Source organism: Psychrobacillus sp. NPDC093200, assembly GCF_050280345.1.
In the GTDB taxonomy this organism is placed as follows: domain Bacteria; phylum Bacillota; class Bacilli; order Bacillales_A; family Planococcaceae; genus Psychrobacillus; species Psychrobacillus faecigallinarum.
In genome coordinates this window covers 316,127-338,023 of record NZ_JBNNVC010000002.1, presented here as the reverse complement: position 1 = coordinate 338,023, position 21,897 = coordinate 316,127, and the positions used below count along the sequence as shown (strand labels likewise).

The 21,897-nt window shown below is 36.3% G+C and carries 18 protein-coding genes and 1 other annotated feature; of the genes, 3 read left to right on the top strand and 15 right to left on the bottom strand.

What is annotated here, in order from left to right:
* The 7 genes from ACQKNZ_RS09250 to ACQKNZ_RS09220 all read right to left on the bottom strand — a co-directional run bounded on the left by ACQKNZ_RS09250 (position 1) and on the right by ACQKNZ_RS09220 (position 9,073).
* Positions 1-1,659: an ATPase, T2SS/T4P/T4SS family gene (locus tag ACQKNZ_RS09250; protein ID WP_195762020.1), complete on the bottom strand. Its 1,659-nt coding sequence runs from the start codon at positions 1,657-1,659 to the stop codon at positions 1-3.
* 25 nt (positions 1,660-1,684) lie between these two features.
* A complete protein-coding gene (locus ACQKNZ_RS09245; RefSeq protein ID WP_427659315.1) occupies positions 1,685-3,025 on the bottom strand; it encodes a VanW family protein in 1,341 nt (446 codons plus the stop codon).
* Between the two features lie 432 nt (positions 3,026-3,457).
* Positions 3,458-5,032 carry a DUF7305 domain-containing protein gene (locus ACQKNZ_RS09240; protein ID WP_427659313.1) on the bottom strand — a complete coding sequence of 525 codons (1,575 nt, stop codon included), beginning with the start codon at positions 5,030-5,032 and terminating at the stop codon, positions 3,458-3,460.
* 1 nt (position 5,033) lies between these two features.
* Complete coding sequence (locus ACQKNZ_RS09235) at positions 5,034-5,453, bottom strand: prepilin-type N-terminal cleavage/methylation domain-containing protein (RefSeq protein ID WP_154310557.1); 420 nt, start codon at positions 5,451-5,453, stop codon at positions 5,034-5,036.
* 6 nt (positions 5,454-5,459) lie between these two features.
* Entirely contained in the window at positions 5,460-5,900 is a 441-nt protein-coding gene (locus ACQKNZ_RS09230; RefSeq protein WP_195761992.1) for a type II secretion system protein, read from the bottom strand.
* A 152-nt stretch (positions 5,901-6,052) separates the two neighbouring features.
* Positions 6,053-7,756 (bottom strand): sensor domain-containing diguanylate cyclase, encoded by a 1,704-nt coding sequence (locus ACQKNZ_RS09225; protein ID WP_154310553.1) that lies wholly within the window; start codon positions 7,754-7,756, stop codon positions 6,053-6,055.
* 96 nt (positions 7,757-7,852) lie between these two features.
* Positions 7,853-9,073 carry a bifunctional folylpolyglutamate synthase/dihydrofolate synthase gene (locus ACQKNZ_RS09220; RefSeq protein WP_427659310.1) on the bottom strand — a complete coding sequence of 407 codons (1,221 nt, stop codon included), beginning with the start codon at positions 9,071-9,073 and terminating at the stop codon, positions 7,853-7,855.
* A gap of 86 nt (positions 9,074-9,159) precedes the next feature.
* On the opposite strand from ACQKNZ_RS09220, the gene ACQKNZ_RS09215 reads away from it, so the two are divergent.
* On the top strand, positions 9,160-10,038 hold the full coding sequence (locus ACQKNZ_RS09215; protein WP_144535677.1) for an ATP-grasp domain-containing protein: 879 nt from the start codon (positions 9,160-9,162) through the stop codon (positions 10,036-10,038).
* A complete protein-coding gene (locus tag ACQKNZ_RS09210) occupies positions 10,035-10,844 on the top strand; it encodes an ATP-grasp domain-containing protein (protein ID WP_427659308.1) in 810 nt (269 codons plus the stop codon). Before ACQKNZ_RS09215 ends, ACQKNZ_RS09210 begins: the two co-directional genes overlap by 4 nt.
* Before the next feature lie 284 nt (positions 10,845-11,128).
* Here the strand turns inward: ACQKNZ_RS09210 and ACQKNZ_RS09205 are convergent, their stop codons facing one another.
* Positions 11,129-13,771 (bottom strand): valine--tRNA ligase, encoded by a 2,643-nt coding sequence (locus tag ACQKNZ_RS09205; protein ID WP_427659306.1) that lies wholly within the window; start codon positions 13,769-13,771, stop codon positions 11,129-11,131.
* A 44-nt stretch (positions 13,772-13,815) separates the two neighbouring features.
* Positions 13,816-14,042 (bottom strand) — a binding site (T-box leader).
* 73 nt (positions 14,043-14,115) lie between these two features.
* Here ACQKNZ_RS09205 and ACQKNZ_RS09200 point away from each other — a divergent pair.
* On the top strand, positions 14,116-14,307 hold the full coding sequence (locus ACQKNZ_RS09200; RefSeq protein ID WP_144535671.1) for a hypothetical protein: 192 nt from the start codon (positions 14,116-14,118) through the stop codon (positions 14,305-14,307).
* Here the strand turns inward: ACQKNZ_RS09200 and ACQKNZ_RS09195 are convergent.
* From ACQKNZ_RS09195 to hemA, 7 genes are all read right to left on the bottom strand, one after another.
* Positions 14,284-15,057, bottom strand: coding sequence for a hypothetical protein (locus ACQKNZ_RS09195; RefSeq protein ID WP_154310547.1), 774 nt, complete (start codon positions 15,055-15,057; stop codon positions 14,284-14,286). The two genes, ACQKNZ_RS09200 and ACQKNZ_RS09195, sit on opposite strands and share 24 nt — an antisense overlap.
* A 298-nt stretch (positions 15,058-15,355) precedes the next feature.
* Positions 15,356-16,648 (bottom strand): glutamate-1-semialdehyde 2,1-aminomutase, encoded by a 1,293-nt coding sequence (gene hemL, locus ACQKNZ_RS09190; protein ID WP_340863388.1) that lies wholly within the window; start codon positions 16,646-16,648, stop codon positions 15,356-15,358.
* Complete coding sequence (hemB, locus tag ACQKNZ_RS09185) at positions 16,648-17,631, bottom strand: porphobilinogen synthase (RefSeq protein WP_427659303.1); 984 nt, start codon at positions 17,629-17,631, stop codon at positions 16,648-16,650. The genes hemL and hemB overlap by 1 nt, the downstream gene beginning before the upstream one ends.
* Positions 17,632-17,636: 5 nt before the next feature.
* Positions 17,637-18,392 carry a uroporphyrinogen-III synthase gene (locus ACQKNZ_RS09180; protein WP_427659301.1) on the bottom strand — a complete coding sequence of 252 codons (756 nt, stop codon included), beginning with the start codon at positions 18,390-18,392 and terminating at the stop codon, positions 17,637-17,639.
* Entirely contained in the window at positions 18,385-19,314 is a 930-nt protein-coding gene (hemC, locus tag ACQKNZ_RS09175) for a hydroxymethylbilane synthase (RefSeq protein ID WP_154310541.1), read from the bottom strand. The genes ACQKNZ_RS09180 and hemC overlap by 8 nt, the downstream gene beginning before the upstream one ends.
* A gap of 16 nt (positions 19,315-19,330) precedes the next feature.
* The gene (gene ccsA / locus ACQKNZ_RS09170) at positions 19,331-20,161 is read right to left on the bottom strand and encodes a cytochrome c biogenesis protein CcsA (RefSeq protein ID WP_144535659.1); all 831 of its coding nucleotides are present in this window, start codon (positions 20,159-20,161) and stop codon (positions 19,331-19,333) included.
* Between the two features lie 82 nt (positions 20,162-20,243).
* A complete protein-coding gene (gene hemA, locus ACQKNZ_RS09165) occupies positions 20,244-21,608 on the bottom strand; it encodes a glutamyl-tRNA reductase (protein ID WP_340863390.1) in 1,365 nt (454 codons plus the stop codon).
* Positions 21,609-21,897: the final 289 nt, after the last annotated feature.

Sequence of the window (21,897 nt, the reverse complement as noted above, 5' to 3'; positions counted from 1 at the left end):
TCAATCTACAGTTGCCACGCGTAACACTTCTTCAGTAGTAGTTAATCCAGCTTTTACCTTAAGCAGGCCATCCTCTAGCAGACTAGAGAATCCTGTTTTTTTCATATGCTCTTTAATTAATGATGGGCTTTTAGAAGTTAAAATTAGATCCTTAACAAATTCATCCACAACTAAAACCTCGTGAATTGCTAAACGGCCTCTATACCCAGTTTGGTTACAGGCAGGACAGCCCCTACCTTTTCGAATTTGTTCAATCTGTATGCCTCGTTCAGCAAAAATTTCTTTTTCTCTTTCATTTGGAGCTTTCATCTCTCCACAATCTCTGCAAATTTTACGTACTAAACGTTGTGCTACTATTCCTACTAATGACGAGGAAAGAAGGAATGGCTCAACTCCCATATCCTTAAGGCGAGACACCGATTCTACTGCGCTATTCGTATGAAGAGTACTTAAGACCAGATGCCCAGTTAGTGATGCTCTTACTGCAATTTGAGCTGTTTCTAGATCTCGTATTTCACCAACCATTACTATGTCTGGGTCTTGACGTAATATAGATCTTAGCCCAACAGCAAAAGTTAAACCTACTTCTTCCCTCACTTGAATTTGATTGATTCCATCCAATTGATATTCCACCGGATCTTCTACCGTAATAATATTCACATTTTCATCATTTAACTGATTCAATGCAGCATATAGAGTGGAAGATTTACCAGAGCCAGTGGGACCAGTTAAGAGAACAATTCCATTTGGACGCTCAATCATTTTGCTAAAAGCAGTTAAATTTCTATCATTGAAGCCTAGCTTTCCTAAGCTATTTAAAGCACTGCTTAGATCTAATATCCTCATTACAACCTTTTCACCATATATTGTTGGAAGAGTAGCTAATCGGATATCAATTGCTTTCATATTAACTGTCAGCTTGATACGTCCATCCTGTGGAATACGATTTTCGGTTATATTCAAATTCCCCATAATTTTTATACGAGCTAACACGACATTTTGCATATATTTTGGAAGAGAACGCTCTGATTTCAACATTCCGTCTACTCTGTAACGAACACGGAGATCATTCTCCTGTGGGTCAAAGTGAATATCACTTGCCCTTTGAGCAACTCCATTAGCAACGATTTGATTTACTAAACGTACGATAGGTGAATCCTCATCAGTAATCTGAGTATCATTTTCTATCTCTTTAGGTGACATATCGATCAATGCTTGGTCCATTGATTCCTGCAAGTCATAATATTTAGTTATAGTTCGATATATATCATCCTTAGCGGCAATACTAGTTTCGATTTGGCAGCCAGTTGCCATTCTAACTTCTTCAATTGCAAAATAGTCCATTGGATCAGCCATCGCAATTAATAATTTATTTCGGTCCTTTTTAAGTGGCATGATATATGTCCGCTTCGCCAATTCTTTGGGAACTAATTGAATCAATTCAGGTTCTATTGAATATTGATTTAAATTCACATGTGGAATTCCTAATTGGAATTCTAATACTTCTATTAATTGTTGTTCTGTTAAGAGGTTTTCTTTAATAAGAAAATCCCCTAACTTTTCTTCACGACTTTTATGTGTTAATGCATATTCCAACTGTTGATTACTAATAACATTGGATTCTACTAATAAATCTCCTAAGCGTTTACGGGCATTCATTTTCACAGTTTACCACCCCTAAAAATTATTTAGATCCATCTATGATGTTTCCTGCCTTGTCATAATAACTTCCCTCAGGTAGTTCATCTGTGTTTTCATTATTTATTGTATTGGAAATAGAAGGGTCCGTCGAAACCTCATCGCCCTCTGTCGAAATAGGTCCCATGTCTGCTAAGCCATCTCCATTTAAATCAATTTCCAGATCTGGATCCTGAACAGTAGGTGTTTCTGGTACAATCACTGATTTAATAATAATTCTATTTTTAGGAGGATAATAATCTTGTGATACGAGCTCTTCATTTTCAAAAGGTCCTATTTTATCTGAAATTGTACGATAAACAGATACTCTCAATCCTGGCTTTCCCTCTTCTACTAGCTGTTCTTCACCTGGTGCTAAGTCAGGCGAATATCTATAAATGGTTCTTGGTTTAATTTCCTGCCGTCCTCTAACCTGATACTTTCCTTCAGTTTCAGTGGGTACAGCATAGATTTCTACTAAGAAACTGTTGTCCTTCAAACTAAATTTTAAGCTAGCCGGTTGATCAGTCGTATTTATAAACTTAAAATCTTTACTATTACTAATTTCCGCTTCGATGCCTGCCTCCAAATAAGGTGGAAGCACTCCTTGAGAATGACGTTCCACTATATCAAAATCAGTTTTAAGTACTACACTGTATAGAATGGATGCCACATAATTTAACGTTTCATCAGAGGGGACAATATTTATTTTCTCTATTCTCTCTTTTAGAGAAAACACTTCCTCACTCCCGATAACTTGTTCATTAAGAACGGTAACAATATCATTTAAACTCGTAGTATTTATCATAATTTCTTCGAGAGTAAAAGCAACACGCTCTAATGGTATTAGGGATAAGTCTAATGGAACGCTTTCTATAGGCTCACTAGAAAGGATTCCTACTTTTTCTCTTATATTCCCTAAAGTTTGCTCTGCATTTAAGTGAGACTGTTTTTCTATTAGCCTATTAACCTCTTGACTCATAGTAAATTCTATTGGTAAATGAACTACTGATGAAGTTTTCCAAAAAGTGAACCAGGGTTTCTCTGTTCTTGACAAAAATTTATCGACAGTTCCTTCCACATTAAAAGTGAACCATTCTGCTTGCAGAGTTAATTCTTCTCCATTGTCATTAACTACAGGAATATTATTCTCCCATTCATTAATCTTTTCATTTAGGAAGGAAATTATTTCTGCCTTGTCTGAGGACTGGACCTCGAATCCTCCAATGGAAGAAGCAGGATTATTATTAGCTTCGGCACTCAAAGGAAACAAACTTCGAATAGGAATTGAGATTAATAAGAAAATGAATAGAAAATATAATAACTTTTTTTTAAAAATAAACTTCATAAATCGCACTCCTTTAAACCTATCCACGAAATAGTTAAAAAGAACCTCATAATTAGTCTTTCTAACTACATTTCTTCGAAATAAAGTACAGAATAATTTCTTTGATTCCATCTTTATAAACCTTTTTACTTATTTATATACGAATAAGCTGTCGAATACAAGTAATTTATGGAATATATAATACTATGATTACATAAAAAGCATTTAATTTACAGCCATATACTACTTGTGCTAGAAACTATAGTAGTAAAACTAAATAGGAATAAGTTATAAATTTACTGTAATATATCTAATAACTTTCTATTGTGAGAAAACAATCATGTATATCGGATGTATATCTACATCAAGGAACTTTTATTGAATAATTATGAACAAAAAAAAGGAATTAAAGTTATGAACCAGAAGGTTAACAACATAATTCCCATTTCCCTTTTATTTTTCTATCAATACTTCTCTTTCTATTAAATCAACTTCATTTTGTTTAGCAGGGATAAAAATCTCTTTTTTAGGTTCAAATTGAGGTATTACTTTTCCATGAGTAAGAACGGTACCACCACTTGCCGAGAACGTATTTGCAACTATCAATCCATTAACTTGTCCGCCACCTGAAAGATCAAAATGAGCATTAGGAGCAAGATATAAATTAGTATATCCTTTTACACCACCGCTGATTTTAAAGCTAGAACCACCTGTATAAATATCTCCAAAGTATCCGCCTCCACCAGCCCCTAGGTTAATATTGGCCCTTTTAGCATAAATGGAACCATAAATGTATTCTCCACCTGAAGTTTTAATTTCTTCAGCTCCACTGTAAAAGATTTTAATTTTGTCTACGTTTTTGCTATTGCTATTTATAGTACTTGAGCTATATATTCCAATGGAGTTTTTAACATATAACGTAAGTTTCCCTGTTCCTATAATTTCTATATGCCCACTTAAATCTAGTTTATCAATTACTAAGGCTTTATCAGTTGAGCCGACGTCAATAATTAATTTATTATTGCTATTAATAATTAGGTTTTTAAACTGTAAATTCCCGTTATTGTCACCTAATTCACTCATTTTCAATATATAATTATTTGTTAAGTAGTTACTGATTAGCAAATTTCCATCTTTAATAACATACGTTGATTCATGTGGGTTTTTCGACACTACCAAATCTTTCGGTATATTATAGGTGGGTATGACTGGATAATCTGGAAGTTCATATATTCTCTTTACGTTTGAAATAATTTCTCCGTTATGTTTTGTACCACCGCACATAATTACTTCATTTTTCCAGTCTAAGCATTTTTTGAAATTATCTTTTGCTCCTCCTAAAGCAACATTCCCATTGATAGTAGCACTTCCGGACAATTCAATTGTTTTATTCACATACAAGGCTAAGTTTTCATACTCATTATCTTCAGGCAAAGGATCCTCAGGAGAGCCCTCTTCAGTATCTCCGAGTCCTAAATCGACTATAAAGTCTTGACTAGCATTTCGGACCTGTTTTCCAATTTTACCTGTAGATTCAATTGTATATTCAAAGGGATCTATACTTTTTTTAATAAAATTAACTGTAGCTTGGGGTCTTACCAAGCTATTATTGTCATCATAATTTTCTTCAAAAGAATCAACTATGGTTACTTCTTTATCTTTAATTTGAGTATTAATTCTACTATTGAATTCATTCTTTAAAATTTCTTTAAAATTAAATCCAGTTTGTTGCTCCAAAGGTAGATTCTCATATATATTTTTTTTTCTAAGTGTTTCATCATAAGCTTCGTTATATATTTTTTTAATTTTTTCTTCCATAGCTGTTCTAGTTGTAACTATTCCAGCCTCTGCAATATAAAATGTTGTTTGATCAGCCCTCTCACTGCTAGATAATTTTGATACATTCCACGTAATTGATAAAATTGCAAGTCCGAGAACTGAAGTTAAGATCAGCAATAGCAAAGCACTTATGAGAGTAAAACCATTTTCCTTTTGAGTAAGATGAGCTCTATATTTATATTTAAACAATTCAGTCACCTCTTCTAATAATTATCTCAGTTTTTTCACTTTTATTTTGTAAATTTGTAACTTCTATATCCCATTTGTTATTTGATACCGAAACTTCAAAACTTTTAATATGATTGACAAATATTTTGTCATCTTTATTTATAGCTTGCTTATCTTCATCAAATGAATATGTAATTCCATCTAAATCTATTTCCTTTTCACTAATCCAAACAGGTTTTTTTGATTTCCTTATATCCTTTGTTATTGTTTTCAAAGCGAAAGATATATCTGTTAAATTCATATTTTCATTGAGTTGTTTTTTATGCTGTGTAGAGATAGAAAATAAAATATTAGAAAAAAGCCCTATGAACAAAGAAATAATTATAATTACTGCAAGTATTTCAATTAGAGTGAATCCATTATTCTCTTTTAGACGTTTCAACTTTTACTACCTCCACTCTATAATATTCTCCATTTTCACACGTAGAGGACCCTCTTTATTATCATAAACTTCAATAACCAAGTGGTATAAAGAAGTAGATTTACTTTGCAGTTTTAATTTAACTTTTATAAAACCATTATTTGTAACGTCAGCTTTTTCAAAAATTTCTTCTTCAGTATTTGCACTTACTACACTGTATCCTAAATTTTCAATTCCTAATATTCTATCACTGTTTTTTATACGTACACTTAACTCATAAAATCTTTCCATTTCTGTCTGGGCTAGATACGTGGCATCTACTATTTTTTCTGAACTTTTACCCGTTTTTGCTGATTGAAGAAAAAAAGTTAAAAATGACAATAAAATGATAGTAACTATAATTATAGCTACTAATAATTCAACTAGGGTTAAGCCTTTTTCATTATGTATATCTTCATGAATAAACACAATAATCAACCTTCCATGATAGTAATTAATGTTATTATTACAGATAAATGTAGCTATTACTATTGTAATCCATCATTTAAATAAAAAGACGAATATAGTCACAATTAAAGTGACAATATTCGTCTCCTATTCTATATTTTAAATAAATGTTTTTATTTCACATACTCCGCAACTCTATTCCGTCCCGCCTGTTTTGCCCCGATGTATAGAGCGCGATCGGCATTACGGATAAGGGAATTCCCCTCATCACTATCCTCAGGTGCTGTTGAAACTCCAATACTCGCTGTGATAAAGATAATCTCTTCTCTTGCTACATCTGCTAAACCCTGTTCTACTATGAAAGGAGTTTGCTCAATTTTCATACGGAGCTGCTCTGCTAAGTTAATAGCTTGTAATTTGGTGTAGTTTGGAAGGATAACAACGAATTCCTCTCCGCCATATCTCCCAACCGTGCCCTCTCCACCGATTTCTTTTTTTATAAGTTGGGCAAATTCTTTTAAGATTAGATTTCCACTATGATGACCATAAGTATCATTTACTGCTTTAAATTTATCGATGTCCAGCATGATTAATGACAGTGAATGATACGCCCCAGCTACTACTTTTTCCATTTCAGTAGCAATTTGTCTATCTAAATATCTATAATTATATAGCTTAGTAAGTTCACATATTTCACTTTGAGCTACTGCTTCTCTTACATATCTTGCTTTTTCTAAGGAAACAGCAAAGTAAGAACACAATAAATGAACAATATTCAATTGGTAAGGCTCAAATGCAAATTTACTTTTTGTTGCAAGAACCAATACACCTTCAATTTTCTGATTTCGATAAATCGGTACAGCCATCACGCTTTGCATCTCCATGGATAAAAACGAAGGTTTCATATGAAGCCATTCCGTTTGTTTATTATAGAGGATTGGTTCTCCTTTTTGATAGACATTCCCAACAAAGCTATATTTTATTTCTTCATGTGAGGATTCTAATTCTTTCTTAACCCCATCTTCAACTGCTCGTAAAATTATAAATTTATCGATCACATTGTCAACTATATAGGCAGTATCAATAGGAAACATTTTAGAGACTCGCTCTACAAACATATCTAATATTTCAGCAGAAGTTAATCTTTCCGCCAATTCGTGCCCAAACTCGCTTGCCTTGTTCAGATCATTATTTACTTTTTCAGAATCACTATACAATCGAACTATTACTGTGATTGTTATTAACGGTATTCCCATTAACAACAATGCGATTGGTCCAGTTGCCGTTTCAAATAAATATAGGCTTAAGCCAAATGGTAGTGTCATTAAAAGGCAAGCTGTTTCCCAATAAAAATCCTTCGTTAGAAAAAACGGCTTAAACCCACAAATAAGCTCTCTAATATACAAAATCACATGGTTTAACAATATATATGAGATAGCATATAGAGAGCCGTATAAGATTACATCCATTATAGCTATACTGCCGACTTCAAATCCTAAGCCCAAAATAAGTGATCCACAAATTACTGAAAGTAAAAAAAACATAAATGAATTGAAGAAGTATTTAAATAAGGTTTCACGGGTAATTTTCATATGGTATATAACAGGAAACATACTCAGCTGCATAGAAATTAGTTCAGCTAATAGACCATACTTCATAAATATCGCAGCATTTACCCATAATACAAGAATAATTGTAGAACCGGCTATAACAAATGGAAATACGCTAGATAGTAATGCTAATAGCAAATAGTATCCGTAATTTTCCCATTCGGTAGGTTTGGTTGGGGAGTTTATATATACTAAAAAAGTCCCAATTGGAACAAAAATGAACCAAAGTGAGATCATTATATTTTTAGCTCTCTGAGTAAATACCATCAACCATATCCCCCTTCCTTTTAGGCCATTACTTTTTTCGCAGTTATATTATATAAAAATTATATCACAAGAAAACAGAATAATTAAAATTACATTTTACCTGTTTATTCCTTTTAACTCGGTAATTAGATACAGAGAACCAGTGACTATAGTAATAACTTCTTCATTTTCTGAAATTAGGTCTATATTATTTATATCTTTAGTTATACGTTTCTCACTGTGTGTACAGTGTTTAAACAAAATATTAGCATCTAAAGCTCTTTCATGTTTAAAATCTACAAACTCAAAACTTGCAGCAATTTCCTCTAGTCTTTTTAAAATAAACATATAATCCTTGTCTTTTAATATACCTATTATAAAATGGATACGTTCGTTAGGAAAGTATTGCTTAATCGTCTCTACTAAGGCGTCAATGCTTGCCTTATTGTGTGCCCCATCCATATACGTTCTCTCACTCCACTTTTCCATTCTTCCAGGAAGTGCTGCCATACTAACTGCTCTTTGTACCTTCTCTTCATCTAAAGTGTATTCACTTTCAATTAATGCAGTAATAGCTAGTGCCATATTCGATAACTGATGGCTTCCAAGCATTTGTGGCATTAAATCACTAAATTGATGGTTGTGATATGTATAGCTTTTACCTATCATTTTAAAATCTTTGTTTATTTCAATAAGCTCCGCCTGTTTCTCTTTTACCTCTTTATCTACTACCTCTTTGGCACTTTGGGGGATTTCCCCTATTATCAATTTCCCATGTTCTTTTAAAATTCCTGCTTTATGCCAGCTTATTTTCTCGATAGTGTCACCAAGGAAGTTCGTATGATCAATAGATATACTCGGTATAACTGCTAAAGAATGTTGAATTACGTTCGTGCTATCAAGTCTTCCACCCATTCCGCTTTCCAGGAATACAATATCTAAATCGTGTTCTTCAAAAATTAAAAATGCAACTACTGTTAAAAGCTCAAAATCAGTAAGCATACCACTTATTCCTGCTAGTCTAAGCTTTTGAAACGCCTTGTCCATTTGATCCTCGGTAACATTATTGCCGTTTATTTGTATTTGATCGTGTACATCGATTAAACAAGGAGATGTGAAGCTACCATATGTTAAGTTGTGCTCCTTTGAAATTGCTCTCATAAAGGCAATCGTTGAGCCTTTCCCATTTGTGCCAGCAACATGAATTATTTTGTGTTTTTCCTGCGGATTTCCCAATTTATTTAAAGCTTCCTGAATACGCTCTAGACCAGGTTTAATCATAGTTTCACTAGTAATATCCCATTTTATCTTATAGTTATTAAATTTTTTTATTTCCAAGTCATTCACCCTATTCCGTCTTCGTTACTTTTCTGCTAAACTTCTTGTGAACACATTATAACACGTACCCGTGGAGGTCATTAATTATGCAAACTTGTTGGATCGTTTACAATGGTAGCCTAACTCATGATAAGTTTCTCGATCAGGCTCTCCTCCTGAAAGAAGCAGCAGAAAAAAAAGGCATACTAGCAGTTTTAGTAAAAAATTATGAGCTTCTGATGAATGTTCATGAAAGCTTATCAACAAGGCCTGATTTTGTCGTCTTTCTAGACAAAGATATTTTGCTTGCAAAATATCTAAAGAATGAAGGCATACCAGTGTTCAATGATCCAAGCGTGATTGAGATTTGTGATAACAAGGCGCATCAATATCTCGCGCTGGCAAAAGCTAACGTGCCAATGCCTCTGACGATTATAGCACCTAAAGTCTATCCTGAGTTCTCTATTTTGAACACTGGCTATTACGAGCAGGTTTTACAAGTACTTCAGCTACCTATGATTATTAAAGAAGCACATGGCTCATTTGGTCAAAGAGTTTATTTGATAGAAACAAGAGAGCAATTTTTTGAAAAGGTGGAAGAGCTAAAAGGGATTGAATATGTCTTCCAGCAATTCATCCATACGAGTAGAGGAAGAGATATTCGCGTCAATGTGGTGGGAGGTCAAGTTGTGGCTTGCATGCACCGTCAATCAGCTACCGATTTCCGTGCCAATATCACAAATGGTGGGACTGCAACTGAAATCGTTTTAACAGAAAAACAAAAAGAAGTGGCTATTCAAGCTGCTGCTGCATTGAATGCTGAATTTGCTGGGGTCGATTTGCTCTTTGGTGAAGACGAAGAACCACTAGTTTGTGAGGTTAATGGAGTAGCACATATTCGTAACATTTATAATGTCACTGGCATTAACGTAGGAGATGCCATGATTAGCTATATATTATCTAAAATCGGAGCTGTTGTTATATGAATGGCTTGTTGATATATGAATTAAAGGAAATCGAGAGAAATCAAAATTTCATCGATCGCCTTATTAAAGCTGCAAGGAGTCACGGACATACATTGAATGTGATAGATGATCAACAGCTAGAATTTCCAGAAGTAGATTTTATCTTTTTTAGAGCTCGTAATCCTGAGCTTTCCAAAAAGCTTGAACAACGAGGATTACCTATGTTCAACCGGGCTGAGGTCAACGTCATTGCAAATGATAAATACAAAGCAATTCAGCTAGTTCAAATGCTAGGAATTGCAACAGTACCAACGAAAAAAATAAAAGATATTCATGAGATCGATCAGTACCCTATCGTTTTAAAAACTATTGAGGGACATGGCGGCTTACAGGTAGAGCTTTTGGACAATAAAGAAGCTGCGGTAGAGTTTCTAACAAAGTACGGCTCACAAGAGATTATTGCCCAAAGCTATATAGAAACGAATGCAACTGATGTAAGAGTATTTATGCTGGGCACTGAGGTCATTGGAGCTGTAAAGAGAATCGGTGCTCCAAATAGCTTTAAATCCAATTTTAATTTAGGTGGAACTGTTGAAAATTATGAGCTTTCTGCAAGCCAAGAAGCAGACGTAGTAAAAATTGCAAAAGCGATTAAAAGTGATTATATAGGAATCGATTTCCTCCTTTTACCCGATGGGAGATGGCTTTTCAATGAAATAGAAGATCCGGTTGGTGCAAGATCATATTTCCAAACAACAAAAACGGATATTGCTATACCAATCATGGATTACATCGATAAACAGTTAAAAAAGCACGTTGAGCATTGAGCTCAATGTGTTTTTTTGTGTTTGAATGCTATGCTATGCGGTCTCTGCAAGTTTCTGCTCCATCTGTACAACATTTCATTCGTTCTCTGCAAGGTTTTACTCCTCCTCCGCAATGTTCTTCCTCTTCTCTGCAATGTTCTACTCCGTCTCTGCAAGGTTCTTCCACACTATCCGTGCTAAAACCCATTTCTAAAATGGTTCTCAATTACTCCAGTAGCTCTACTTGTATTTATTCATAAAAATAGCATAGCAAACACCTCTAGGGTGCTTGCTACGCTTACTAATTACAAGTTATTTAATTCCTCAAGACGTTTTAACACAGTTGCGTGTTTTTCTAGGTAATCTTGTTCTTTGGCACGCTCTTCTGCTACTACTGCCTCAGGTGCTTTTGAAACGAAGCGTTCGTTGGATAGCTTACCTTGAACTAACTTCACTTCTTTTGCCCATTTTTCTAATTCTTTTTCTAAACGAGCTTTTTCAGCATCAATATCTATTAAGCCTTGTAGTGGAAGGTACAATAGAGCACCTGTAACTACTGCTGACATCGATTGACCTGGATCTTCTAGGTCTTGACCGATCACTAGAGGCTCTGGGTTACAGAAACGCTCTAAGTATTTCGCATTAGCCTCTAACACAGCAAGCGTGTCGGCATCTTTCGCTGAGATGTATAGAGGCACTTTTTTGCTCATTGGTGTTTGTACCTCTGAACGTATATTACGTACCGAGCGGATAATCTCTGCAAGTAATTTCATGCTTGCTGCTTGGCTTTGATCAGAAAGCTCTTCGTTTACAGTCGGCCATGAAGCTACGGTTATTGACTCCCCTTCATGAGGAAGGTTTTGCCAAATTTCTTCTGTGATAAAAGGCATGAATGGATGTAATAAACGCATCGTATTGTCTAATACATATGCTAGAACGGAACGAGTCATATGCTTCGCTTCCTCGTCCTCCCCGTTTAGCGGTAGCTTAGACATTTCGATATACCAGTCACAGAAGTCATCCCAGATGAAATTATAAAGTGCACGACCAACTTCACCGAACTCATACTTCTCAGAAAGTCTTGTTACTTGTTCAATTGTTTCGTTTAAACGAGTAAGAATCCAAGCATCTGCTACAGACTTTTTGCCCTCTAAGTTAATTTCTTCGTATTTCAAGCCATCCATATTCATCAATGCAAAGCGTGATGCATTCCAAATTTTATTGGCGAAGTTCCAAACAGCCTCTACTTTTTCTACTGAGAAGCGTAGATCCTGCCCTGGAGATGAGCCAGTGCTTAGGAAGTAGCGTAGTGAGTCTGCACCGTACTTTTCGATTACATCCATAGGATCAATGCCGTTTCCAAGAGATTTCGACATTTTACGACCATCTTCTGCACGTACTAAACCGTGAATTAGTACATCGTCAAATGGGCGAGTTCCTGTAAATTCTACTCCTTGGAATATCATACGAGACACCCAGAAGAATATAATATCATAACCTGTAACAAGGGCATTGGTTGGATAATACTTTTTCATTTCTTCATTTTCTACATCAGGCCAACCAAGAGTTGAGAAAGGCCATAGAGCAGATGAGAACCATGTATCTAAAACGTCTTCATCTTGCTTCCAATTTTCTTCATCTGCTGGCGCCTCGTGCCCAACATAAACTTCTCCAGTTTCTTTATGGTACCATGCTGGAATACGATGTCCCCACCAAAGTTGACGGGAGATACACCAATCATGAATGTTTTCCATCCAACGTAGATAAGTTTTTTCAAAGCGATCAGGTACGAAGTTTACCTTGCCCTCTGATTCTTGAAGCTTAATAGCTTCTTTTGCAAGTGGCTGCATTTTAACGAACCATTGTGTAGAAAGGTATGGCTCAACTACAGCTCCACTTCGCTCTGAATGTCCAACGGAATGTGCATGCTCTTCGATTTTGAATAATACTCCTGCTTCTTGAAGATCCTTCACAATTTGCTTACGACATTCGAAGCGATCCATACCTTCATATTTACCAGCATTTTTATTCATAGAGCCATCTTCATGCATCACTAGTATTCTTTCTAAATCATGGCGGTTACCAATTTCAAAATCATTCGGGTCATGAGCTGGAGTAATTTTAACTGCACCACTACCAAACTCCATATCCACGTAATCATCTGCTACGATTGGAATTTCACGGCCAACGATTGGTAATTTTACTTTTTTACCGATTAAATGCTTGTAACGGTCATCCTCAGGGTGTACCGCAACAGCCGTATCCCCTAGCATTGTTTCTGGTCGAGTTGTTGCAACATCGATCGAACCAGTACCATCTGCAAGTGGGTAATGCATATGATAGAATGCACCCTGTATATCCTTATGAATTACTTCAATATCCGAAAGTGCTGTTTTAGTAGCTGGATCCCAGTTAATGATGTATTCGCCACGGTAAATCAAGCCTTTGTTATATAGATTAACGAATACTTCTTTTACTGCGTTAGAAAGGCCTTCATCTAATGTAAAACGTTCACGTGAGTAGTCTAAGCCTAAGCCTAGCTTTGCCCATTGCTGACGAATATGCCCTGCGTATTCATCTTTCCATTTCCATGTTTCTTCAACGAATTTTTCTCGGCCAAGGTCATATCTAGTAATATTATCAGCGCGAAGTTTTTCTTCCACCTTTGCTTGAGTAGCAATTCCTGCATGGTCCATTCCTGGTAACCATAGGGCATCATAGCCTTGCATACGCTTCATACGAATGATAATATCTTGAAGCGTAGTATCCCAGGCGTGACCTAAATGTAGCTTACCAGTTACGTTCGGTGGTGGAATCACAATTGTATATGGTTCCTTTTCACTCTCTGGATGCGCTTCAAAAAATTTGCCTTTTAACCACCACTCGTAGCGACCTTTTTCAATTGACTGCGGATCATACTTGGTAGACATCGTTGTCTCGTTTGTCATATCGTTTCCTCCTAAAAAAGAATATAAAAAAACTCCTATCATCACTAAAGGACGAAGGAGTTTGTTCGCGGTACCACCTTTATTCGCAGATGCAATAAAACACATCACGCTCTCAATTAGATAACGGCTTCAAACCGGCAATTGCTACTGTTAGTTCACAAAAGCTGCTCTTGGGCTACCTTCAAATGGTGGCTAACGGAAACATTTCAGCAAATTGTTTCCTTTCTTTAGATAACCGTGTCATTTTACTCTTCCCATTCATAGCATCCATATATAGCTGTTTTTATTGTATAGGATATTATTATATGCCGTCAAGCATAGTCTTGTGAAAGGAGGAAAACACTATGAAAAGAGGATACAACCCCTATCTTCTGCCAGATTGGCTACGAAGAACTCGTTTTTACGTAAAAGGCATCATTATACCAATCGGTTGCTTTCAACTTGTTCGTGTATTGATCGTTCCTACTACATGGGATTTTATCTTGCTAGTCTTTTTGGCATTTCTCGGATTTTTATTGTTTAAGGACATTATTTGATGGAAAGGAAAGCTTAGTATATCCGTCCTCTAAATCTAATATAAATTGCAGTTCTGACTCACCTTCGACTGAGCTTTCCGTTTCATTATGTTTTATAGCAACTTTAGGCAGATCCTGTTGATCATCCTCATTTGTAGATTGTTGCTCAGCACTCACTACTCTTTGTGTTGGCTTTAACGGCTCTACTGTTACTTCTTCTAGTTCTTCACTTTCTAATTGAACTTGCATTGTATCTTCACTTGACTCTTCATCCTGGGTAAAATTAAATGGTAAAACCTCTACCACTTCTGTTTGTTCTTCTTCCTCTTCTATTAGATCTGTCATTACCACTTCTGTTTTCAGTGGTCTTGACGTTTCGTATTCACAATTCACAAACCAGACAATTTCAATTCCATCCGATTCTGCTTTACAATTTATATTTTCTACACTAATACTTGGAGACGTATCCTGTTGTATTCTCTCCTTACTGATTTCTACGCTCATCGGAACAGCATATTCAAAATATCCCAGCTCTCCTTGTAAATCTAAATCCTCAATTTCTGTAAATTCGCTTGTTGCATGGTGTTCAACTTCTCCTTCTTCAAACTCCACATGACATGTAATATGATAAATACCGTTTATATGCACCATTTCGTCTATTTCCTCTTGAAAATATTGCGGAGTCACCTTAATTGTCTTAACTTCCTTTGGTACACCAAAACTTTGCGGAAAACAAAACTGTTCCTTTACTTCCCAACTTTTCACTTCCATTTTTCATCCTCCTTCGTATAGGACAAATTATGTTTCAACGTAAGAAAATATGAAAAATACCTTTCATTTATGCTTCGCTTTCCAAAACTTTGATTAAGGACTTATTCAGACGAGACCGCTAAGTATGAAATCGAGCATTTCTTGTTATTTTTGCTGTATTGTTATAATAGACCAGCCACGAATAGACCGAGTATCCCTTGTAAAGCAGATATATCTTTTCAAATAAAAAAATACCCCGTAAAAATTAGATTAGTGTCTAAGTTTTACGGAGCAGTTAAATTTTTTAGTTTGTTTGTTATTATCTAGCTAGCTTTTCAAAAACAGTATGGAAAGCTTGGATTGTTTTATTGATATGTTCCTCTGTATGTGCAGTAGATAGGAACATCCCTTCAAATTGAGAAGGTGGTAAATAGATACCTTCCTCAGCCATTAAACGATAATATTTTGCAAATAAATCAAGGTCAGCTGTTTTAGCTACATCATAGTTAATAACGTTTTCGTTAGTAAAGAAGAAGCCAATCATAGAACCAGCACGATTTACTGTATGTGGAATATTGTACTTGCTTGCCGCTTCTCTGAATCCTTTTTCAAGCATATCTCCAAGCTTAACAAAATATTTGTACGTGTCTTCATTTAAGCGAGATAATGTTTCATAACCTGCTGTCATTGCTAAAGGATTTCCAGATAAAGTACCTGCTTGGTATACAGAGCCTGCCGGTGCAATCATTTCCATGATTTCTCGTTTACCTCCGAAAGCACCTACTGGTAGGCCTCCCCCAATTACTTTTCCTAGACAAGTTAAATCTGGTGTAATACCGAAAAAGCCTTGTGCACAGTTATAACCCACTCGGAAACCAGTCATTACTTCATCGAAGATTAAAACTGTTCCATTTTTCTCTGTCAACTCACGCAATGCTTCAAGGAAGCCTTCAATTGGAGGCACAACGCCCATGTTTCCTGCCACTGGCTCTACAATTACTGCTGCTAAATCGTCACCGAAGTTTTCAAACACATAGCGAACGCTTTCGATGTCATTATAAGGAACGGCAATTGTGTTTTTAGCGATAGACTCGGGTACACCCGGGCTGTCTGGAAGACCTAAGGTAGCAACACCAGATCCAGCTTTAATCAGTAGACTATCTCCATGACCGTGGTAACATCCTTCGAATTTTAATATTTTGTTACGTCCTGTATAACCACGTGCTAATCTCAATGCACTCATGGTTGCCTCCGTACCAGAAGAAACCATACGGACCATCTCAATAGATGGAACACGCTCCATTACTAATTTGGCAAGCTTATTTTCGATTAAAGTAGAAGCTCCAAAGCTAGTCCCAGTTGCAGCTACCTCTTGAATAGCTTTTACTACGTTCGGTTCAGTGTGACCTAAAATAAGTGGTCCCCATGAAAGTACATAGTCGATGTATTCATTGCCATCAATATCCTTTAAGATGGCTCCCTTTCCACTCTCCATGAAAATTGGATCCATGTCTACGGATTTAAATGCACGAACAGGACTGTTAACCCCACCAGGCATTAGTTCCTTTGCTTCTGTAAATGCTTCTTTAGATAATTTATATGATTTTGACATTATTTCTCCTCCAACCAACGCACTACATCTTTAGCATGATACGTTAAGATAATATCGGCTCCTGCACGTTTCATTCCTGTTAAAGTTTCTAGAACTGTTTCTTTTTCGTTTATCCATCCGTTGATTGCAGCGGCCTTCACCATTGCATACTCTCCACTTACGTTATACGCAACGATTGGAGCATCAAAATTATTTCTAATATCGCGGATAATATCCAAATATGCTAGTGCAGGTTTTACGATTAAGAAATCTGCTCCCTCTTCCATATCAGAAGTTGCTTCACGAACTGCCTCCATACGGTTAGAATAATCCATTTGATACGTTTTACGATCTCCAAATTTAGGAGCTCCGTCCGCAGCCTCACGGAATGGACCGTAATAAGCTGATGCATATTTCACTGCATAAGACATAATCGGCACATCTTGAAATCCAGCTCTGTCCAATCCTTGACGAATAGCAGTAACAAATCCATCCATCATGTTTGAAGGTGCGATGATATCTGCTCCCGCTTGAGCTTGACTCACAGCAGTTTTTGCTAGTAAGTCCAACGATGGGTCATTTAAGATTCTTTCATGCTCATCAACTACTCCACAGTGACCATGATCTGTAAATTCGCATAAGCAAGTATCTGCGATAACCACTAGGTTTGGATGACGATCCTTAATAAAGCGGATAGCCTTTTGTACAATTCCGTGATCATGGTACGCTTGAGTTCCTTCAGCGTCCTTTGTCGCAGGCAAACCAAATAAAATAACTGATGGTATCCCTAATGTAACGACCTCGTCTACCTCTTCTCCCAAACGGTCTAAAGAAAATTGAAAAACTCCCGGCATAGAGTTAACGGGATTTTTGATATTTTCTCCATCCATCACGAAAATTGGATAGATTAAATCCTCTTTATGTAAGTATGTTTCTTTTACCATTGATCTGATACCAGCCGATTGTCTTAAACGGCGATGACGTTGAAAATATAAATCTGCCATTTCATTCATCCCTTCCATTGAGCTAGCGCGTAAACTACCTCTGTTAAAGTATATGTTCTTGGCATTACTTGTGTAGTAATACCTAATGATTTTAAATGATTCTTTGTTACATGGCCAATAGCACATACCGTAAAACCATGATAGCCTAGGTTCTTGCCTATCGTTTGGTGGAAAGCATTGACCGTAGAAGGACTAGTCAATACAACTGAACAGTTTTTCCCACTATTGAGCATTTCCTTAACTTTTTCTACGTTATCTTCCAACGTGACTGTCTCATAGACTGTCCATTCATCAACTGGATTGACCAAACCATCTACGATTGTTTTCTTTGCAAGATTACCTCGAAAGAACAAGCAGGACTCCTCTGGTGCTGCAACCTGAGGAAACTCTCGAATAAATACATCGGCACTAAAGATGCTCGGCATAAAGTCAATCGAGAAACCCAATTGCTCTAGTGCTGATGCAGTCCTAGATCCAACAACAGCTATTTTCACTTGAATATATTCAATCTCTAAATTGTTTCTAAGTATTTTTTGATGAAAGGCAGCGACACTTGCCTGACTAGTAAATATAAACCATTTAAAAGCATTACTGTTTAAGAGTTTATCTTTGTCATCCGTCTCTATAATCTCCTTAGTGGCTATAAACGGGGCTAGAATTGGTACCCCTCCTAAACTAGCAGTTAGTGCTGCTGCCTCTTCTGATCTATTCACCCCTGTAAAAATGACATGTTCATTTTGTAGAGGTGAACTTTTAGACATTTAAATCAGCCTTAACCTTCTGGATTAAATCATAAGCTCCCTGTTCCGTTATAATACGTGCTGCTTCTTTCCCTACTGACTCTGGGTTTGTTCCGGACACTACTTCCTTATATACAACAGAAGCATCTGGTGCAGCTACAAGTCCTGTAAATGTTATTTCATCGCCTTTAATGATAGCATGCCCAGCAATCGGCACCTGACATCCTCCGTCCATGGCAGCTAAGAAAGCACGCTCTGCATGAACAGCATCCCAAGTCTCTTTATCCGATAGCTTTTGAAGCTCAGTTAATAATTCTAAATCATCCTCACGACATTCAATCGCTAATGACCCTTGTCCTACTGCAGGGACGCAATCTTCTACAGAAATATATTCGGTTACTACTTCATCGCTCCAGCCAAGTCGCTTAAGCCCTGCTGCAGCTAAAATAATCGCATCATATTCTCGGTCTTGAAGCTTTTGCAATCTAGTATCCACATTACCTCGTATCCATTTAATCTCGATATCTGGACGTAGTAATAGTAGCTGAGCGCTTCTACGTAAGCTACTTGTCCCAACAACTGCTCCTTTTGGTAGGTCCTTAAATTTAACATGACCCGTGGAGATGAAAGCATCACGTTCGTCTACACGTTTTGGTGTACATCCCATTACTAATCCTGGAGGCAAGACAGATGGCATATCCTTCATGCTATGTACAGCAAAATCAATTTCCTTGTCATATAATGCTTGTTCAATTTCTTTAACAAATAATCCTTTTCCTCCAACCTTGGAAAGCGTTACATCTAAAATTTGGTCACCTTTAGTGACAATCTCTTTCACTTCAAACTCAAATGGAGCCCCCATATCCTTCATTTGTTGGATGAACCAGTTTGTTTGTGTTAAAGCTAACTTACTTCTTCTTGAACCTACAATAATTTTACGCATTGACTCGCTACCTTTCTTAATACCATAAGTGGAATTGTGATAATCGACTACCTAGTAAGAAATTTATTAAAACAAATAAAAATGCATATACGTGAATCCACGCATAGTTCGTCCCTTTAAACCTTGCGCGCCTTCTTATTAATAGAACGACAATATATATAACTAATAGAATAAAGGAATTAACTATCTTAAAATCAAATATTGAAAACTCATTTAAAGATATATAAGCCCATTGTAACCCAAGAACGAGACTTACAAACAATAAAGGGATTCCTGTAATGATTGACGTCGTCATTCCAGTTTCCGTATGCTGCAGAGATGGCAATCTAGTGAATTGCTTTGTCCATTTTTTCTGTTTCAATACTCTATACAATATCAAATATAGTACAGAAAAAACAAACGAAAGAGCAAATGCAGCATAAGCTAAAAATGCAAAAGTAATATGAATAAACAATAACTCTGAACGTAGGGCATCACCCACAGGCGATTGCTCCAATTGGCTTGGGGCAAATGTATGGATGGTCATAAATATGAATCCAATAATGTTTAAAAAGAATCCTGGTAAATCTGACTTAAAGACCAGCTGCATGATCAAAGAAAGCAATATGATGAGCCATGCATAGAAATATATACCCTCAAATAGCGATAGAATAGGAAATCGCTTCATCTCTATCATATACATGACTAAAAACACCGTTTGTAGTAGCCAGACGATGGATAATAGTCCTACCGCCAAGCGATGAACTTGCCGATCTTTGTTGAGGTAATCGATGAAATAGAAAACAAGGCTAACGGATTGGAGGACGACCATAATCTCGTGAAGCCGTGTCATCGTCAAATCAGCCATATCATTTCTCCCTTTATACAATAAAAAAGGTGCTTTTATATCTCTCTAGTTTCGATAAAGATACAAAAACACCTCCTGTAGATTAATTGAACGATAAGTTCTCTTTTAATTCTTGATTCAATAGCGATTGCTTTAAATTGATTTTAGCTTTTTCTGCTTGAACTTCTACTTCCTTCTTTACATCTTCTTCAATTCCAAAGATTTGTTGGAACAATTGGAGCTGTTCAGCAGGATTCTTAGATGTAGAAAGTTCTTTTGCTTGTAGAATCGGCTCTTTCAAAAGTTGGTTAACAATCGATTTCGTATGTTTATTTAATATCTTGCGCTCGCGATCCGTAAGGTTAGGCATTTTGTTTTCAATAGAACTCATTGTCTCTACTTGAATTCTATTCGCTTTTTGGCGTAGTGCGGAGATAATCGGTACAACCCCAAGAGTAGTTACCCACTCATTAAATTGATCGATTTCGGTCTCAATCATTTTATTAATTTGGGCAGCTGCACGTTCACGCTCAGCAAGGTTCGCTTCGACAATCCCTTGTAAATCATCGATGTCATATAAGAACACGTTTGGTAAATCACCTATTTGTGGATCTAAGTCACGTGGCACAGCAATATCGACCATAAACAAAGGCTTGCCTTTACGTAATCTGTCTACGAATTGCATTAACTCATAGTCAATTACATATTCAGTTGCACCAGTAGAGCTGATTAGAATATCAGCCTCAAGTAATGCACATTGAAGCTCATCCATAGGTTTAGCATTGCCTTCAAATTTTGAAGCAAGCTCCTTCGCTTTTTCATAAGTACGGTTAATAACCGTTACTTTTTCAGCACCGCTGCCGTGAAGGTTTTGGATAGCTAGCTCGCCCATTTTTCCTGCTCCTAGGATTACTACATGCTTGTGGTTTAAAGAACCAAATATTTTTTTCCCTAGTTCAACTGCTGCATAAGAAACTGATACTGCATTTTCCCCAATAGATGTCTCAGCATGAGCGCGCTTTGCAAACGTCACAGCTTGTTTAAATAATTGGTTAAATATTGTACCCGTTGTCCCATTTTCTTGCCCGTTTAAAAAGCTTTTCTTCACTTGTCCAAGAATTTGAGTCTCTCCAAGCACCATGGAGTCAATACCAGCAGTAACACGGAATAAGTGATTATTCGCTTCATTGTCTTCATGAATAAATAAATATCTAGAAAGGTTCTCCATTGGGATATCGAACCAATTCGCTAGAAATTGTTTTACATAGTATCTTCCTGTATGCAATTGATCTACAGTTGCGTATATTTCTGTACGGTTACATGTAGATACAATGACGTTTTCTAAAATACTCTTCTGTTCCTGTAATGCCTGCATCGCATTCGGAAGCTCAGCCTCGATAAAAGAAAGCTTTTCACGAATCTCAACTGGGGCAGTACGATAATTGACACCTACCACGAGTGTATGCATGGAGTCATGTCACCCTTTCACGTTCATTTCATAAGTCCTATTATAGCATAGGTTCACAAGTAGATAATTTGTCATTTGTGAACAAGCTATGAAATCTTAATTAGAATTATTATAAATTAATAATAACAAAAAGTATTACTCAATACAAACATTCTGTCCAAAATTATTAAAGATTAACTATTCACATAAAAAAAGATTAACTAAGGATGGTATTCCCTAATCAACCTTTTTTAATCTTAAAACTGTAACATTAACTTCCACCGTTTTTATTAGCTCTTTCTGAAGGAAG